Annotated in this window: 17 protein-coding genes; 5 read left to right on the forward strand and 12 right to left on the reverse strand. The window is 63.0% G+C overall.

Annotated features, from left to right (window positions below; genetic code table 11):
- Positions 1-38: 38 nt before the first annotated feature.
- Both MQW23_RS04065 and MQW23_RS04070 read right to left on the reverse strand, forming a co-directional pair.
- Complete coding sequence (locus MQW23_RS04065) at positions 39-539, reverse strand: PRC-barrel domain-containing protein (RefSeq protein WP_252106536.1); 501 nt, start codon at positions 537-539, stop codon at positions 39-41.
- 146 nt (positions 540-685) lie between these two features.
- Complete coding sequence (locus tag MQW23_RS04070; protein WP_252106537.1) at positions 686-883, reverse strand: CsbD family protein; 198 nt, start codon at positions 881-883, stop codon at positions 686-688.
- A 475-nt stretch (positions 884-1,358) separates the two neighbouring features.
- On the opposite strand from MQW23_RS04070, the gene MQW23_RS04075 reads away from it, so the two are divergent.
- Positions 1,359-3,074, forward strand: coding sequence for a DEAD/DEAH box helicase (locus MQW23_RS04075; RefSeq protein WP_252106538.1), 1,716 nt, complete (start codon positions 1,359-1,361; stop codon positions 3,072-3,074).
- Between the two features lie 102 nt (positions 3,075-3,176).
- Entirely contained in the window at positions 3,177-3,881 is a 705-nt protein-coding gene (gene nfi, locus MQW23_RS04080; protein WP_252106539.1) for a deoxyribonuclease V, read from the forward strand.
- On the opposite strand, the gene MQW23_RS04085 is transcribed toward nfi, so the two are convergent.
- Positions 3,865-4,578: a glutamine amidotransferase gene (locus MQW23_RS04085; RefSeq protein ID WP_252106540.1), complete on the reverse strand. Its 714-nt coding sequence runs from the start codon at positions 4,576-4,578 to the stop codon at positions 3,865-3,867. The genes nfi and MQW23_RS04085 overlap by 17 nt on opposite strands.
- A 179-nt stretch (positions 4,579-4,757) precedes the next feature.
- Here MQW23_RS04085 and tpx point away from each other — a divergent pair, with 179 nt between their 5' ends.
- The gene (gene tpx, locus MQW23_RS04090) at positions 4,758-5,261 is read left to right on the forward strand and encodes a thiol peroxidase (RefSeq protein WP_252106541.1); all 504 of its coding nucleotides are present in this window, start codon (positions 4,758-4,760) and stop codon (positions 5,259-5,261) included.
- 45 nt (positions 5,262-5,306) lie between these two features.
- Here tpx and MQW23_RS04095 read toward each other — a convergent pair whose 3' ends face one another.
- Entirely contained in the window at positions 5,307-5,984 is a 678-nt protein-coding gene (locus MQW23_RS04095; protein ID WP_252106542.1) for a gamma-glutamyl-gamma-aminobutyrate hydrolase family protein, read from the reverse strand.
- Between the two features lie 25 nt (positions 5,985-6,009).
- A complete protein-coding gene (locus MQW23_RS04100) occupies positions 6,010-7,017 on the reverse strand; it encodes an amidoligase family protein (protein WP_252106543.1) in 1,008 nt (335 codons plus the stop codon).
- 147 nt (positions 7,018-7,164) lie between these two features.
- On the opposite strand from MQW23_RS04100, the gene MQW23_RS04105 reads away from it, so the two are divergent.
- Positions 7,165-9,636 carry a mechanosensitive ion channel family protein gene (locus MQW23_RS04105; protein ID WP_252106544.1) on the forward strand — a complete coding sequence of 824 codons (2,472 nt, stop codon included), beginning with the start codon at positions 7,165-7,167 and terminating at the stop codon, positions 9,634-9,636.
- On the opposite strand, the gene MQW23_RS04110 is transcribed toward MQW23_RS04105, so the two are convergent.
- A complete protein-coding gene (locus MQW23_RS04110) occupies positions 9,553-9,984 on the reverse strand; it encodes a hypothetical protein (protein WP_252106545.1) in 432 nt (143 codons plus the stop codon). The two genes, MQW23_RS04105 and MQW23_RS04110, sit on opposite strands and share 84 nt — an antisense overlap.
- A 27-nt stretch (positions 9,985-10,011) precedes the next feature.
- Positions 10,012-10,866, reverse strand: a complete 855-nt coding sequence (locus tag MQW23_RS04115) for a J domain-containing protein (protein ID WP_252106546.1) — start codon at positions 10,864-10,866, stop codon at positions 10,012-10,014.
- Positions 10,867-11,023: 157 nt separating this feature from the next.
- Here MQW23_RS04115 and MQW23_RS04120 point away from each other — a divergent pair, with 157 nt between their 5' ends.
- Positions 11,024-12,454: a hypothetical protein gene (locus MQW23_RS04120; RefSeq protein ID WP_252106547.1), complete on the forward strand. Its 1,431-nt coding sequence runs from the start codon at positions 11,024-11,026 to the stop codon at positions 12,452-12,454.
- 35 nt (positions 12,455-12,489) lie between these two features.
- Here MQW23_RS04120 and MQW23_RS04125 read toward each other — a convergent pair whose 3' ends face one another.
- The 5 genes from MQW23_RS04125 to deoA all read right to left on the reverse strand — a co-directional run bounded on the left by MQW23_RS04125 (position 12,490) and on the right by deoA (position 17,464).
- The gene (locus MQW23_RS04125) at positions 12,490-13,617 is read right to left on the reverse strand and encodes an aminotransferase class V-fold PLP-dependent enzyme (protein WP_252106548.1); all 1,128 of its coding nucleotides are present in this window, start codon (positions 13,615-13,617) and stop codon (positions 12,490-12,492) included.
- Between the two features lie 102 nt (positions 13,618-13,719).
- Positions 13,720-14,124, reverse strand: coding sequence for a cytidine deaminase (gene cdd, locus MQW23_RS04130; RefSeq protein ID WP_252106549.1), 405 nt, complete (start codon positions 14,122-14,124; stop codon positions 13,720-13,722).
- Positions 14,125-14,140: 16 nt separating this feature from the next.
- Positions 14,141-14,863, reverse strand: coding sequence for a purine-nucleoside phosphorylase (gene deoD / locus MQW23_RS04135; protein ID WP_252106550.1), 723 nt, complete (start codon positions 14,861-14,863; stop codon positions 14,141-14,143).
- Positions 14,864-14,891: 28 nt separating this feature from the next.
- Entirely contained in the window at positions 14,892-16,130 is a 1,239-nt protein-coding gene (locus MQW23_RS04140) for a phosphopentomutase (protein WP_252106551.1), read from the reverse strand.
- Positions 16,130-17,464: a thymidine phosphorylase gene (gene deoA, locus MQW23_RS04145; RefSeq protein ID WP_252106552.1), complete on the reverse strand. Its 1,335-nt coding sequence runs from the start codon at positions 17,462-17,464 to the stop codon at positions 16,130-16,132. Before deoA ends, MQW23_RS04140 begins: the two co-directional genes overlap by 1 nt.
- Position 17,465: the final 1 nt, after the last annotated feature.

The raw sequence follows: 17,465 nt of genomic DNA on the forward strand, positions 1-17,465 counted from the left end.
CTTTTTAGTGAGATATCTTAAAAAACATCGTTGACGATTTACTGCTGGGGCTGCGGCTCGTCGTCGTTGTCGAACGCTTCACGAGTGGACTGCCACGCGCTTTGGGCGCCGTCGCGGGTGGTCTGCCACGCATCGCGTGCGTTGGCTTGGGTCTGTTCCCACCAGTCGCGATCATAGGCCGGGAAATCCTCGACCTCTTCCGGCGTAGCGTTCAGCATGATGCGATGTTCGGTTTCACCATCGCCTTCGGTACTGGTCTCGAGCGAAAAGTAGTCGGTATCGACCACGATTTCACGCCCGCCAAGGCCGAGTACCGCGCCGCTCTCGATCACCAAAGCGGTGATACGCATGTCATCGTCGAACAGGATATCGTCGACATCGCCGATCTCTTCGCCGGAACCATTAGCGAAATAGACGTCGGCATCCAGAATGTCGTCTGCGGAGTAAACGCCTTGCGGCTCCTGAGACGCTTGGGCGCTCAGCGTGGTGCCGGCCAGTAAAGCTGCACTCACGGCAGTCAATAACAGTGATTTCTTCATCGCGTTACTCCTTTAACCCGGGAGGGTTTAACTCAAACCTGACTCTTCGTTGATTGGACCCGCCTAAATAAAGTGACGGGGCGGGTCCTGAAGAGCGGTTGTCGCTGATTGCTACGGCTAGCTGACGAATGTTTAAGGCGAGCCGCTTAGAGCGAGTCGGCCCAGTCGTCGGCACGTCTTTCGGCTTCTTCACGCTCGAGGCCGTACTTTTGCTGCAGCTTACCTACCAGCTGATCCTTCTTGCCGGCAACCTGGTCCAGCTCGTCGTCGGTGAGTTCGCCCCAGCTGGAACGCGCCTTGCCTTTGACTTCGGTCCATTTACCTTCGATCTGATCCCAGTTCATGGTCTCTCTCCTTGATCGTATAACGCGGTATTGCCACTAAAACTTTAGACCATATGTCGACAAGCGCAAGCGCGGCTGTCCAGGTTGGGTAAAGTAAAAAAACTGGTCAGGGGTGTTTAAGGGTGTTAGTATTCGCGCTCCTCGCATGTGTTGACCCCTCCATCATGACGCTAAGCGTTTGACTGCCACGACGCAGTACGCTTGCAGGAACATCCCCACGCGATGTTCGATGCTGTGAAGATGGCGCGTTTTTAGTATTTCACCAACCGGGTGAAATCGACGCAGAAGGTCGCCACAGAGGTTGGCGCGTTTCATTGTTTTGCCAACCGAATGCCAGGTGCGACCGGCGTCTTTGACTCCTTTAGCCATTCAGCCGCAAGGCGGCGTTTGCCTACAGCGCGACTGCGCTTTTCAACGTGTCGAAGACGCTTTAGATGTTTTTTGCCGGCCATGCCGGCCTACCAAGGTGTGATTAATGACCTCGACTTCTGTCGCCTCGCCGAGCTTCGGCGATCTGGCTTTGTTGCCTGCCGTTCTCTCTGCTGTTGAAGCACAGGGTTACCAAACCCCCTCGCCGATCCAGGCGCAAACCATTCCTGCGCTGCTGGAAGGCCGTGACATGTTGGGCCAGGCCCAAACCGGTACCGGTAAAACCGCGGCGTTTGCACTACCGCTTTTGTCACGTATCGACCTCGACCGCCGCGCGCCTCAGGTGCTGGTCATGGCGCCGACCCGCGAGCTCGCTCAGCAGGTCGCGGTCTCGTTTACCAAGTATGGTCAAAACCTCAAGGGCCTGGAAGTCGCCACGCTGTGCGGCGGCCAGGAGTACCGTGAACAGTTGGGCGCACTCAAGCGCGGCGCTCAGGTCGTGGTCGGCACCCCGGGTCGTATCATCGACCATCTGGACCGTGCGAGCCTGAAGCTCGACGGCCTGTCGGCACTGGTGCTCGACGAAGCCGACGAAATGCTGCGCATGGGCTTTATCGACGACGTCAAACGCGTGGTCGCCGATACCCCGAAAGATGCCCAGCGTGTCTTCTTCTCGGCAACACTGCCGACGGAAATCGAGCGCATCGTCAACCGCTATCTGGTCGATCCGGTCAAGGTCGCCATCGAGTCGAAGACCACCACCGGCGAGAACATCGAGCAGCGCATCGTGCGCGTCGATGGTGGTGCCAAACTCGAGGCGCTGTCGCGCATTCTCGAAGTCGAGCCCGTCGATGCGGCGATCGTGTTCGTGCGTACCCGTGCCGCGTGTACCACTCTGGTCGAGCAGCTGACCGCGCGCGGCATCAACGCCGCTGGCCTTTCCGGTGATCTGGATCAGAGCCTCCGTGAGCGCACCATTACCCGCTTGAAGCGTGGCAAGGTCGACGTGTTGATCGCCACCGACGTGGCGGCGCGTGGTCTTGACGTTCCGCGTATCACTCACGTGGTCAACTACGACCTGCCCCAGGACGCGGAAGCCTATACCCACCGTATCGGTCGTACCGGCCGCGCCGGGCGCAGCGGTATCGCGATCACCTTCGCCGGTTTCCGCGAAGGCCGTAAGGTCGGCTGGATGGAACAGGCTACCGGTCAGAAAATGACCGAGATGCCGCTGCCCGATGAAAGCGCCATTCGCGCGCACCGTGATGAAGTGTTCCATCAGCGCGTAGTCGCTGCTTTGACCGCGGGCGCCGAAGAGCAGCGCACGCTGGTCGAGCGTCTGGTCGCCGAAGGCCATGACCCGATCGAGCTCGCCTGCGCTTTCGCCGCTATGGCGCGCGCCGACGAAGCGCCGATCGGTCGCCTGCAGGCACCGCGCAAGGAGCGTCCGGCTCGTGAAGGCGGTCGTGACGGCGCCAAGCCGCAGCGCCGCGAGCGTTCGAGCACGCCGAGCGAAGGCATGACGCGTTACCGCGTCTCGGTCGGTCACAAGGATGGCGTCAAGCCGGGTCAGCTGGTTGGTGCGTTGGCTAACGAAGGTGGTATCGAAGGCGCGCGTATCGGCCGTATCGATATTCGCAACGCCTTTTCGGTAGTCGAGCTTCCGAGCAACCTGCCGTCCACGATTCTGGCCAAGATGGCCCGCGCTCGCGTCGCCGGTCGTCCGCTGGAGATCAGCGAAGACAGCGCGCCGGAACGCGCGCCGCGCCGTCGTCGTGACGAAGGCGGCGATGCGCCGGTTCGTCGCCGCGAACGCGCCTGATCAAATAGCGCTTTTTCGCACGACCCAAAACCCCGCTTTCGAGCGGGGTTTTTTATTGCCCGCTAGACTGCTTGATCAACATCGCTAAAGGAGTAAAGAGCCATGGAGGCACCGCTACACGACTGGAATCTCGAGCCCAAAGCCGCCGTCGCGCTGCAAAGCGAGCTGGCCGGACGGCTGGAATCCAGTGATCGTATCGATGAGGTCAACCTCATCGCCGGGGTCGATATCGGCTTCGAGGATCAGGGCGAGACCACCCGCGCCGCGGTGGTGCTGCTGAAGTGGGACGCCGAAAAGGCGCCGGCTCTGGAGGTGGTCGAGCAGGTCGTTCATCGCGAGCCGACCCGCATGCCCTACGTGCCCGGGCTTTTATCGTTTCGTGAAATTCCGGCAGCTCTGGGCGCTTTCGACAAGCTTTCGCAAACCCCGCAGTTGGTGATGGTCGACGGGCAGGGCATCGCGCACCCCAGAAGGCTGGGCGTGGCCGCCCACCTTGGACTATGGCTCGACCTGCCCACCATCGGCGTCGCCAAGTCGCGTCTTTACGGGCGCTTTGATGAAGTGGGCAGCGAGCGCGGCGACTACAGCGCGCTGACGGCCAAGGGCGAAACCCTGGGCGTGGTGCTGCGCTCGCGGCAAAACGTCAAGCCGATCTTCGTATCACCGGGCCATCGCGTGTCGGTCGACACCGCGCTGGGTTGGGTGATGTGCTGTCTTGGACGTACCAAACTGCCCGAGCCCACCCGGCTTGCCGACCGGCTCGCCTCTCGGCGTGACGAGAAGCGGGCAGTTAAAGCAGCCGGCTAAAGCGCTCGAGCAGGCTGGAGGCTTCCGGCGTTTCGCGAAGGCGGTTGATCAGCTCGCTCACATCGTCGCCCTGGTCGATGAGCGCGTCCTTAACGCGCTCGATGTAGGCGCGCAGTATGTCGGCGTTGAATTCCGGGTGAAATTGAACGCTCCACTGGCGAGTGCCGTAGCGGATCGCCTGGTGATGGTCGTGGTGGTTGTAGGCCAGAACGACGCCGTCATCCGGCGCTTTCAGCACGGTTTGGCCGTGGGTGAGGTGCGCCATGAAGCGGGTCGGAAGCTGGCTAAAGAGCGGGTCGGCGTTGGAGGCCTCATTGCGCTCGATTTCGAAGGTGCCCGCTTCGCGACCATCGGGATGGTTGCCTGCTTTTCCCCCAAACGCCTCCGCCATGAGTTGATGGCCGTAGCAAACACCCAGCATGGGAATGTCGCGCTGCCGGGCGTCTCTTAGCCAGGGTTTCAACGCCTCGCTCCAGGGCTCGGCGTCGCTGACCATACTATTGGAGCCGGTGATCACGATGCCGTCCAATCCGTCTAGGCAAAAGGGCGCGCTTTGTACTCGTGGGTCCCACACCTGGAACGTGACGTTTTGCGTGGCACGCGTCATGGGCGCTTCAAAAAGGGCGTCAAAATCGCCGTGGCGTTCGGTCACTTCAGAAAACGCGTCGCCGGTCTTAACGATCAGTACGGAGGGCATGGCATACTCTTTGTGGTGAATACGAAGTGCGTTCGACAGCGTCTGGCACGCGTGTTCATGATAAGTGGGTCCAGGATGGTACGAGCAGCCATATCGTTCAGGGCATAAGCCCGATACGCCGGTGGGGTTCGACACCTCGACCCGGTTCACAATGACATTGACGATAGAGAGCCATCAGTATGCAGCAGATTACCCGGGGCGGCACCCCCATGGACGTGGCCGGCGTTCTTCCCAGAGCCGGTGAAAAGGCCCCCAGCATGACGCTGACCAACCGCGATCTCGAAGACGTGACGCTTGAAAGCTTCGCTGGCAAGCGCAAGGTGCTCAACATCATCCCGAGTATCGACACGCCCACCTGTGCGACCTCGACGCGCCACTTCAACGAGCTGGCCTCGAGCCTGCCGGACACCGTCGTACTGGTGGTCTCCGCCGACCTGCCCTTTGCTGCGGTGCGCTTTTGCGGCGCCGAAGGGCTCGATAACGTCGAGACGCTCTCCACGTTTCGCCAGCAGGAATTTCTCGAACAGTGGGGCGTAGCGCTAACCAACAGCCCGATGAAGGGGCTCTGCGCTCGCGCCGTGGTGGTGCTCGACCAGCACGATACCGTGCTGCACAGCGAGCTGGTCAGCGAACTCAAGAACGAGCCGGACTACGACGCCGCTATTGCTGCACTCAAGGCTTGAGGTTTAATGCTTGAGCTTTAAGCCGTGAGCTTTAAGCCGTGAGTTTTAAGGTCTAGCGGCGCTTTTTTTCGCCGCCTTCACCAGCGCGCTGATCAGCCGCTGCTGGGGGCGGTTGAAAATCAGCCACTCCGGGTGCCACTGCACGCCGATCAAAAAGTCGTGGTTTTCGGACTCGATGCCCTGCACCAGCCCGTCGCGGTCGCGCGCAACGATTTTGATACCGCGCCCGGCCGCGTTTACCGCCTGGTGGTGAAGGCTATTGACCCGGCACCAGCTCACGCTTAAAAGCCCGTGCAGTTTGCTGCCGGTGACGATATCCACCGTTTTTCTGGGCAGTACCGTGCGCCGGCGCTTCAAGCCTTCGTGCGTGGTGTAGATGTCCGGGTCCAGCGTGCCGCCCTGGTGCACGTTGATCAGCTGCGCGCCGCGACAGATGCCCAGCACCGGGGTGTGGCTTGGGATGAAGCGGGCAAGCAACGCAAGCTCGAGCTCGTCGCGGGCCGGGTCGAGGCGGACGTTGAGCTGCACTTCGCCACCGTAGAGGTGGGCCTGGATATCGTCACCGCCGCCGATGATTAGGCCATCCAGCGCCTCGGGCCTCGGGCGCGACGGTGAAAGCCGCACAGGCTTTCCGCCGTGCCGCCAAACGGCGAACCAGTCGAACCACCAGGCCAAGTGGCTTTTTCGATCGGAAGTCGTGATGCCAATGAGCGGACGCGTCATAAAAACCGTATCTCGTCTACTAATGTCAGCGACGCTTGAACAAGCGCAGCAGGGTGTTTTTCAGGCGCGTGGTCAGGGATTGGGCATTGCGCGCGATATACTCATCGCAGCGTTCGTCGAGCGCTTGTCGGTCGGCGGCGAGCTTTTCGACTTCGGCCCAGCGGTTCCATTCGACCGCCGAGCCCCAGCCGGGCTTCGAGAGTTCGGCGTTGGGCAGTCGGTAATGAAAAGTCGGGCGCGGTTTGGTCAGCTGATTGTGCAACAGCGCGTGAGGATGCTCCGGGCGCAGGTGGGCAAACAGCGGCAATAAATCCAGCTCGCGGTTTCGGGTCTCATTGAAATGCAGATAGTCGTCGATGAAACCGTCGAGATCCGGCGCGTAGTCGCGGTCGAGCACCTTGAGGGCATACTCTTTGGGGAACGGGTTGGCGTGAGGCAGCACTTCTCGGGTAATGTCCACCTTGATCTCATCGCGCAGCCACTGGGCCAGCAGCAGATAGGCGCGCAGCATCGAGAGCAGATAGTCGACATCGAGCGCAGCGGCTTCCGGATTCAAATGCAGGCCAAAACCGTAGAGTAGGCTGGCGTCGGTCCCCTTGGCACCTTTTTCGCGCAGCGTCTTGAACAGCGTATCGAGCTCTTCGAGTTCGTCCCAGGGCACCGGCGGGCAGACGATTTCGGTGGGCACGAGCCCGGTGACCATATCGCCGATCAGCTCGCGGGTTTTGCGATGAAACTCGACGCGTCTAAGATGTTGCTGGCGCGCCCATTCACTATCGTCGGCATGCGCGTCCTCGACCAGCGCCTGGTCAGGGTGAGCGTACTGGGTGTCGAGTTCGATGCCAAAAGTACCCCAGCGCGTTTCGCTCACCAGTAGCCTGTGCGGGCTGACCACGTTAAGCTCGCCCCCGAACAGCGTCTGAACGAGCTGTGCGGTCTCTTGCGGGGGCAGTCCCGCAAATTCGATTTCCACGCCTACCCGTCGCGTTTGGCCGCGGCGGGTCGAGCGGTGGGGGGGCGCCTGGAGCGTCATCTCTATATCCTTGAGGTGAACGTTTAAGCTGTCAGCCTATCATAGTCAGGCGGCAGGCTAAGCGGTATTCGTTCCGGCCGGTGGATACATCGCGCCCCAACGCCGACTACCCACACCGGCTCGCAGCCATTACGCCCGGAGGAGCATGTGCGAAAGCCCTGGTTGATCACGTTCGTTTTAGGTATCGCGCTTTGGGCGCTTTTGGGTGTGGGCTCCGCGCAGGCGCAAGGCGTGAGCCTGCCCGGCCTCACCGGCAGCGAAAGCAGCAGCGACGAGCAGGCGTCGGTCAGCAGTGACGAGTTCCAGGATTCGCTGTCCGATGTCATCAAACTTTTAGAGAACGAGGATCAGCGCCAAGCGCTTTTGCAATCGCTTCGCGAACTGCAAACCACATCCGAGGCTGCCGAGGAGCAGAGCCCTGACCGTCAAGGGCTGCTAGGGGCACTGGCGGACACGCTGAGCGATCTGGGCGACCAGGCGCAGTCCGGCCACTCGCCGGTGGACGAGTGGTCGCGCCAGCTCTTACAAGGGGCGCAGGATCTGCGCGCGCTCAACGATGGCACCAACCAGGGCGAGGCGATCCGAGAGGTCGTCGAGGCTGCCATTTTGGCCGCCATCTGGGTATCGCTTTTGATCTCCATGATCGCCTTTGGGCGGCTGATCGCGACCCGCCGCGACTGGCCGCTGGATCTGCCCCGCGATCCCAAAGCCCGGCTTTTGGTAGTGCACTTCTTTCGCCGCATGCTGCCCTGGGCGCTCTCCTTTGCGATCGTGCTTGGCATCGGCCAACTTTTACCCTACAGCCCCGGGCGCACGCTGGTGCTGGTCGTCGCCTATATCTGCCTTTGCGGGCGGGCGCTGTCGGTGGTGTTCGAAACAGTCATCGCGTTTTTTAGTCGCGGGCACCGCTTCACTGCGGTACAGCAGCTGCAAAACCAGGCGCTGCGCGGGCTTTTCTTGATCGGCGCGCTGATCGCGCTGGGCGACGCGGTCAATTCGGCTCGGCTGGTCGACCTGCTAGGCGGCGAGCTTGCAGGCCTGGTGTCGGTACTCACTAACATGCTGGCGGCGCTTTTAGCGGCGCGCTTCATCATCAAGTTCAAGCGCCCGATTCGCCACCTGATCTGCAACCGCCCCTACAAGCAGCGCCGCGACGCCAGCGCCGCGGTGGAGATGGTGCGCACCTTGGGCGGGCTTTGGCACATTCCGGCGCTGTTGATGGTGGGCGGCTCGCTGTTGGCGATCTTCATCACCGTAGGGGATGTGGCCACGGCGCTGGCCCGCTCGATCGTCTCGGCGAGCCTTCTGGTCGTCACGCTGGTCGTGACTGGGCTTTTGCGCCGCCAGGCCGAGCGGCTGACCAAGCGCCGCCATCGCCGCCGCCACAGCCAGTACCGCAAGCGCCTGGAGCGCTTTGGCTTCGTGCTGGCGCATCTTTGCGCGTGGATGGTGTTCGCCGAGCTCTCTATGCAGGTGTGGGGTGGCTCGCTGTTCGGTCTTGGCCAGCAGGCGGTGGCCAGCGCCCGCATCGGTCAGGCCTTGGTGAGTTTGGGCGCCACCGTGTTGATCGCCTGGCTTGTGTGGATTTTCGCCGACACCGCCATTTCACGAGCGCTGACCTCGTCGGCGCGCTCGCGCGGGCGGCGGGTCAACCAGGCCCGCGCCCAGACGATCACGCCGATGATCCGCAACGTGATCTTCGTCACCATTTTGATCATTGCGGTAATCGTGGGCCTGGCCAATATCGGCGTCAACGTCACGCCGCTGCTGGCCGGTGCCGGTGTCATCGGTCTGGCGATCGGTTTCGGCGCCCAGACCCTAGTGCAGGATTTGATCACCGGCATCTTCATTTTGATCGAGGATTCGCTGGCCGTGGACGATTTCGTCCAGATCAACAGCCACATGGGTACCGTCGAAGGCCTGACGTTAAGAACCGTGAAGCTGCGCGATCTCGACGGCGTGGTGCACATCATCACCTTTAGCCGAATCGAGTCGATCCACAATATGTCGCGCCAGTTCGGCATCGCCTTGATGCGGATACGCATTCCCTATGACATGCGCATTGATGATGCCATCACGCTGATGCAGGAGACCGCCCAGGAGCTCAGAAAGGACCCGATGATGCGCCACTACATCTGGTCACCGCTGGAGATGCAGGGCGTGCAGGGCTTCGAGGATGGCTGCCCGATTCTGCGCATGCGCTTTCGCACCGCCCCAGAGATGCAGTGGGACGTATCTCGGGCGTTCAACCTGATGCTCAAGCAGCGGATGGAAGCTCAGAACATCGATCTTGGCGTGCCGCGGCTCAGTCTCAGCATGGAGCCGCGCTCCCAGGAAGAGATCGAGGAGAGCGCCGGTACCGATTTCTTCATCGATGCCAGCGGCGAAGATCCGCAAGGCCCGCGTCAGCGCCCCACACCGCCCCAGCCCGCCCCACGCCCTACGCAGGCGGAGAAGCGCAAGGACGAGCGCACATCACAGCAGGCTACATCGCAGCGGACTACATCGCAGAGGACTACATCGCAGAGGACTACGTCACAAAAAACCAAGCCACGCGAGCAGGGGCAGCCCCAAAGCGAGGCCTACGCCAGCCCCCATGGCGAACACGGTGATGAGTAGCCAGACGCCTTGAGCGCTGCGCCAGCGATCGAAAAACGACACCGCGGCGGCGATGCGACGACCGAGCGTCTCGACGCGCGGCGGGGCGGTGTCCGCCGGCATCGAGAAGTCGTTGGCTGCGTCAATTTGCCAGTGCGGGGCATGGGTGAGCCCTAGCCCGGCGCGTAGCCGGCCGATGTCGCCAAGCGTTTGGTGCAGCTCATCGTAGCGCGCGCGGTGGCTTTCAACGCCCAACGCCGCCTCGGCGTCGCGACGAAGGGCGCTGTTGGGGCAGCGGCTCAATGCCGAATCGAGCGTGGGCTGGTCGGCGGCTGGCGAAAGGGCGAGGCGTTGGTAAAGATCGCGCATGGCAGGGGTCTCGGTTGTTCGGTCTCGTCAGGTGCTCGCCTTGATCAGATAATCATAGGCGTTTTTGATCCGTTGAAAACGCTGGGAGGCCAGCGCCACGTGGTGCTCGCTTTTGGCGTAGGCGCGGTCCGGGTGGTGAAGCTGCGCCAGGCGCCGGTAGGCGCGGCGGATCTCTTCGCGCGTAGCGCCGGGGGAAAGGCCCAGCACCGCCAGCGCCCGGCGGCTTTTGTAGGCGCCAGACGGGTCCGGTGTGCTTCTGGATGCGCGTTCATGGCGTTCGCGCTCGCGGCGCGCCTGCTCGTTGGCCTGCTCGGCTTTTTCCCGCGCCTTTTCCCTTTCGCGGGCGCGCTGCTGCTCGGCCTGCTGTTCGGCTCGGGCGCGTTCGGCCTGGGCCTGCCGAAACGCGGCGTCCTCGCGCAGCCAATAGTCGCTTCGGCTGATGTCTTCGGCCGGCGTGAGCGCGTGGCCGGTCAGCTCGCTAAAAAGCGTGGCGAGAGCGGTGGGCTCGAAGGACAGCAGGTCGGCCAGAAAGCGCAGCACGTAGTGGTTGGAAGGCGACAGCGCGCCGTCGTCGGTGGCAAGCCCGATGGCCTGCTGCAAAACGGTCAGCCGCCGCGCCGGGGTCGACTCGTCGCGTACCACCTCGGCGGCCAGCTGCAGCGCGCTCACGTCCTGCTCACCGGCGATCTCGAGCAGCTGTTTGAGCCCGATGGCGTGGCGAAATTGTGCCCCCGCCCGGGCCAGGCGTTGAAGCCGCTGCGTCGGCGAGAGTTCCGGGCGCTTGCACAACACCCAGGCCAGCAGCAACAGCGCCGCCGTGTCCACCCGGCTACGGCTTTCGATCAGCACTCGCTCGAAACGAGAGAAGCGGGCGGCGGACATTCGGGCTCCCTGCGGTGATGAAGAGTCAACGAGCAATACTCGCCCGCCCCTTGATCGATGGCAAGCCCCATTCTGGTCTATGCTAAGAGATCATTAACAAGGTCAATGCCTTAAAGAGCTGCTGATGCGCTCTTAACGCGAGGGAGTCCGCGCCCAGGTGATCAACGTCGAGCGTAAAAATAGCTTCCAGCTTCGCCTGACTCGGCGGCTTAAAGAGGAGACGTCGCACACGCTGGATGTTTATCTGTTCGTTCCGGGCGAGCTTGGGCTGAGCACCCAGTTGGTGAGCGAAGACGCCTTTTTCCACAGCGCCCTTCACGTCTCGCGTACCTATCACAGCGACCAGTACCACCTGCCGCTGGTGCACAGCCGGTTGGCGAGCCGCAACCGGCTGGGCAGCGAATCCTATCGGCTGAGTTTGAGCCTGTACGCCTACCAGTACGTGATCGCCCTCGAGCAGGCGGTGCAGACGGTGCTATCGGATACCCGCTCGCTGCGCCTCGACAAGAAGGAGCCGCCAACGGAGTCCGAGTATGAGGACCGCCAGGCGCTGCTGGACAAGGTCGACGAGGTCAACGAACTCAGCGAAGGCATTCTCAAGCGGCTGCGACGCAACGAACCCAGCGACGAAACGCTCTATAAGTACTTCGCCAACATCGACAACTACCTCTCCTGGTTCACCGAACAGCAGCGTTTGGCGCTGGTGGCGCACTTGCCACGGGGCGGGGTTTTCAACCCGGTGCGCGCGAAGCTGATCGAGCTTTGCGAAGTCGAAAACGCCCACCGGCGCGAGCGACAGTACAACGCCGAGCGCGTCATGGCGGATCCGACCCGCATGTCCAACAAGATGCGCCTGTTGCGCCGGCTGATCGAGTACCCGATCACGCTCAAGCAGGAGTCGCTGGAGCTTGGCCAGGGTGAGCAGCGCGTGGTTAAGGGGCTCGCCACGGCGGTGGTCATGGTGTTCGTGATGATGGGAATTCTACGGCTGCGCGATGTGGTGGGCGATGTCACCGCGCTGTTCGTGCTCGCCATGGCGCTTTTGTACGCCATGCGCGAGGTGTTCAAGGATGATTTACGCAATACCCTGTGGCGGCTTCTGCGTAAGGGGCGCCCCAAGTGGCGCCGCCAGTACAAGGACGCCACGCGCGACGTGATGGTGGGGCGCCAGCTCGAGTGGTTCAACTACAAGCGTTTCAAGTCGCTGGACGAGGAGATCAAGAATCTGCGCCATCGAAGCGTCACCCAGCGCGAGGAGCAGGTGCTGCACTACCGTTCGCGCTCGCGCATGTCACCTACGCGCTTTTTGAGCGGCTACGAGCACACCCGCGAAACGCTGACGCTGGATATTTCGCTGCTCACTCGGCTGATGAGTAAGGGCAAGCACCATATCTACCGGTTGAAGGAGGGGCAGGCGGTGCGGGAAAGCGTCGAGCGGCGCCACCTGTTCAACCTGGTGATTCGCGAAACCGGCAGCGAAGATACCCCGCACCTGGCGCGCTGGAAAGTGGTTGTCAGCCGCTCGGGGATCGTCGACGTCGAACGGGTCGATGAGAAAATTGCCCCTGCCAACGAAAAGCGCCCCTAAGGGCGCTCAACGATTTACCGCTTACGTTTCACGGCTCACGCTTTAACCTGTTCGATCGCGCGCTCGAGCTTGTCGACGCTGCGCTCGGTATGGTGCAGCTTGTCCAGACCGAACAGTCCGATGCGGAAGGTCTGGAAGTCGTCGCCTTCGTCGCACATTAGAGGCACGCCGCCGGCGACCTGCACGCCGGCTCCGGCCAGTTTGCCGACGATGCCGGCGTCGCCCGTGTAGCTGACCACCACGCCCGGCGCCTGGAAGCCCTCGGCGGCTACGCTGTCAAAGCCTTGGCGGGCCAGCATGGCGCGTACCTCGATCCCTAGGTCGATCTGCTCCTGCTTCACCTTGTCGAAGCCGTACTCGCGGGTCTCCTGCATGATGTCACGCAGGGTGTGCAGGGCATCGGTGGGCATGGTCGCGTGGTAGGCGTGGCCGCCTTTCTCGTACGCCTGCATGATGGCGTGCCACTTGCCCAGGTCGCAGGCGAAGCTGTTGCTTTGCGTTTGCTCCAAGCGCTCGACGGCGCGGCTACCCAGCATAACCATGGCGCAGCAGGGCTGGCCGCTCCAGCCTTTCTGCGGGGCGCTGACCACCACATCAACGTTCAAATCCTGCATGTCGACCCACAGCGTGCCGGCGGCGATGGCGTCGAGAACGAATAAAGCGCCTACCTCGCGGGCAGCACTGGCTACCTCGCGGATGTAGTCATCCGGCAGCAGCACGCCCGCCGAGGTTTCTACCTGGGGGGCGAAAACCACCGCGGGTTTTTCTGCGCGAATGCGCTCGGCGACCTCGGCGGCCGGCACCGGCGCGAAGGGCGAGCGGGTATTTGAGGGGTCGAGGCGGCGCGCCTTGAGCGCGGTGTGGTCGTCGGTCAGCCGGCCCATCTCGATGATCTGCGTCCAGCGGTAGCTGAACCAGCCGTTGCGTATCACCAGCACTTTTTCATCGAGAGCGAACTGGCGGGCCACCGCTTCCATGCCGAAGGTGCCGCTGCCGGGCACGATGACGCTGGCGTCGGCGTTGTACACCTCCTTGAGCGTGGCGGAGATATCGCGCATCACGTCCTGAAAGCGCTGGGACATGTGGTTCAGCGAGCGGTCGGTGTAGACCACGGAGTATTCGAGCAGACCGTTGGGGTCGACGTTGGGCAACAAAGCCGCCATGGCGTTTCTCCTGAGACAGGCGATAAGGAAAGGGGCCTCAGCATACGAGGATTCGAAAATCGGCGCCAGCCGGGCTCGACCGGCGCCTGATACGGGCAGGCGTTAGCGTGGCGGCAGCTGCTCGGGGCCGAAGGCGTCCGGCAGCAGCGTCTCCATGGTGTAGGTCTTGAGCACGCGGCCGTCGCGGGAGACGACCTGTATTTCGGTGTCCGGGGTGGCGAACTCGCGAATGCGCTGGCGGCAGTCGCCGCAGGGCGTGCACAGGTGCTCGCCCGGGCCCATCACATAGACGCGGGAGAGCGTTTGCTTGCCGCCGGTCACCATGGCGGAAATCGCCGACCCTTCGGCGCAGATGCCTTTATAGTGCGCTACCTCGACGTTGCAGCCGACGAAACGCTCGCCGTCCGGGGTCTCCATCACGGCGGCCACCGGGTGGTCGGAGTAGGGCACGTAGGCGCGCCCGAGCGCCTGGGTGAGCGACTCGAGCAGTGCGTTTTCTACCTTCATGGTCTCTCCCTGGCGCTTAGCGCACGCCCTTGTCGCGCAGTACGGCGTCGAGCGCGACGGTCATCATGTCGTTGAAGGTCGTCTGGCGATCGGCGCTTGAAAGCGAATCGCCCTTGAGGATGTGATCCGAGACGGTACAGATCGTCAGCGCCCGGGCGCCGAACTCGGCGGCCACGCCGTAAAGTCCCGCCGCTTCCATCTCCACGCCGACGATGTTGAAGCGCTTCATCAGTTCGGCCATGTGCGTTTGCGGGTTGTAGAACAGATCCGCGGAGAAGATGTTACCCACCTTGACCGGCACGTTCTGGTCCTTGGCCGCGGCAACGGCGTGGCTCGCCCACTCGAAATCGCCAAGGGCGGCGAAGTCGTGGTCGTTGAAGCGCATGCGGTTGACCTTGGAGTCGGTGCTGGCGCCGAGGCCGATCACCACGTCGCGCACGTTGACGTCGTCGCGTACCGCCCCGCAGGAGCCTACGCGAATGATCGACGTCACCCCGTAATCGGTGATCAGCTCCTTGGCGTAGATCGAAACCGACGGAATACCCATGCCGTGGCCCATCACCGAGACGTCCACGCCCTGGTAGGTGCCGGTGAAGCCGAGCATACCGCGCACGTCGTTCACTTGGCGCACGTTCTCCAGATACGTCTCGGCGATGTACTTGGCCCGCAGCGGGTCGCCGGGCATGAGCACGGTATCGGCGAAATCGCCTTGTTCTGCGTTGATGTGCGGCGTTGCCATGAAAACTCCTTGAGTAACCGGTTGAAGATCACGCGACGCGGGGCAAAAAGCTCTCGCCGTCGTCGAGGGCGCGCAAAACGAAGTAGTCGGCCAGGGTCTGGCCGATATCGGCGAAGGTGTCGCGCTTGCCAAGCGGGCCCGGTGCAAAGGTGGCGCCGCGTACCAGAATCGGCACGTATTCGCGGGTGTGCTCGGTGCCTTTCCAGCTTGGGTCGCAGCCGTGATCCGCGGTCAACACCAGCAGGTCGTCCTCGTCGAGGGCGTTTAAAAGCTCCGGCAGGCGAGCGTCGAAGTGCTCGAGCGCGCTCGCGTAGCCCGCGATATCGCGGCGGTGGCCGTAGAGCGAGTCGAAGTCGACGAAGTTGGCCATGATGAACGTTGGCTTGTCGCGGCGGTCGGTACGCGCGATTTCGCCAAGCGTTGCCTCCATCAGCGCGTCGTGGCCGCTCGCCTTCACTTTGTGGGTGATACCGCAGTGGGCGTAGATGTCGGCGATCTTGCCAATCGACACCACCTCGCCGCCAGACTCCTGGAGCTTTTGCAGCACCGTGGGCGTGGGCGGCTCGATGCTGTAGTCGCGGCGATTGCCGGTACGCTCGAAGCTACCCGCGTTCTCACCGACGAAGGGGCGGGCGATGACCCGGCCGATGTTGTAGGGCTCGAGCAGCTCACGCACGGTTTCGCACAGCGCGTAAAGGCGCTCGAGGCCAAAGTGCTCCTCGTGCGCGGCGATCTGGAACACCGAGTCTGCCGAGGTGTAGACGATCGGCTTACCGGACTGGACGTGCTCCTCGCCCAGGCGCGCGATGATCTCGGTGCCCGAGGCGTGGCAGTTGCCGAGCGTGCCGGGAAGCTCGGCCTGCGCGACGATTTGCTCCAGAAGTTCCGGCGGAAAGCTCTCTTCCTTATCGAGGAAGTAGCCCCAGTCGAAGCGCACCGGCACGCCGGCGATCTCCCAGTGACCGGAGGGCGTGTCCTTACCGCTGGAGATCTCCTGGGCGTGGGCGTAGGCGCCGGTCAGCTCTTCAGGCAGCTCGACGCCTTCAGCGACGCTGCCAGTGGCATCACGATGGGCGTGGAACAGGCCGAGCTTGGCCATGTTGGGCAGCTTCAAGGGGCCGCGTCGATCGTCGGTGTCGGCTTCGCCGCGGGCGCAGGCGGCGGCAATGTGACCCAGCGTATCGGCGCCTTCATCGCCGAACGCGGCGGCGTCCGGCGCCGAGCCGATGCCGAAGGAGTCGAGTACCACTACAATTGCGCGTCGCATTAGGCTTCTCCTCTAAAGGTGTCCTGAATCAGCGTGTCGGCGTCGACGGCGTTCTGGCCGAGCGTGATCGCGGCCTTGAGCTGCTCGGCGGCGCGGTTGGCGGCCTCTTCGCTCGCCGCATGCACCATCGCCAGCGGCCGGTCGCCGTCAACGCGCGCGCCAATGTCGGCAATCTCGCTAAAGCCGACGCTGTGATCCACTTTGGCATCGTTGCGCAGGCGCCCGCCGCCAAGCTCGACCACGCTCATGCCTACCGCGCGGGTGTCGATGCGGCTCACGATACCGCCGTCATCGGCGTAGACCGGCTTCACCACGTTCGCTTTTGGCAGGTAGTGCTCCGAGCGCTCCATGAAGTCGTTCGGGCCGCCGAGCTCGGACACCATGCGCGCGAAAATTTCGGCGGCGGCGCCGGAGCTCAACGCCTTGTCGAGTTTGGTCAGCGCCTCGTCGCGGCTGGCGACGAGCTTGCCGGCCACCAGCATCTCCACGGCCAGCTCGCGGGTGACCTCCATCACGCGGCTATTGGACCGCTCACCGCGCAGAAGCGCCAGGGTCTCGACGATTTCCACCGCGTTACCGGCACATGGTGCCAGCGGCTGGCTCATGTCGGTCAAAAGCGCAGTGGTCGGCGTGCCGGCTTGGGTGGCCACGTTGGCGATGCTTTCGGCGAGCTCGCGGGATTTTTCCGGCGTTGGCATGAAGGCGCCGCTGCCGACTTTAACGTCCATTACCAACGCATCCAGGCCCGAGGCGAGTTTCTTGCCGAGGATCGACGCAGTGATCAGCGGGATCGACTCGACCGTGGCGGTGATGTCGCGCACGCCGTAGATGCGCTTGTCGGCAGGCGCAAGGTTGCCGGTCTGGCCGATGATGGCGACCCCGGTGGATTTCACCACCTGGCCGAAGCGCTCGGGAGCGGGGTAGGGGTCGTAGCCGGGAATCGATTCGAGCTTGTCGAGCGTGCCGCCGGTGTGACCCAGTCCGCGCCCGGAAATCATCGGAACGTAAGCGCCGCAGGCGGCGACCCAGGGGCCGAGCACCAGGGACACCAGATCACCGACGCCGCCGGTGGAGTGCTTGTCGACCACCGGGCCTGGCAGGTTCAGGGAGTCCCACTGCATGACGTGGCCGGAGTCGCGGGTGGCGGTGGTCAGCGCGACCACTTCCTCACGGCTCATGCCGTTTAAATACACCGCCATGGTGAAGGCGCCGATCTGGGCGTCGCTGATGCGGTCGTCCGCCACGCCCTGAACGAAGTGCTTGATCTCCTCAAGCGGCAGCGCCTGGGCGTCGCGCTTGAGGCGGATGAATTCCTGGGGGAGCAGGTGTGCCATG

The sequence above is a fragment of the Halomonas sp. S3-1-1 genome (assembly GCF_023757625.1).
Taxonomy (GTDB): Bacteria; Pseudomonadota; Gammaproteobacteria; order Pseudomonadales; family Halomonadaceae; genus Vreelandella.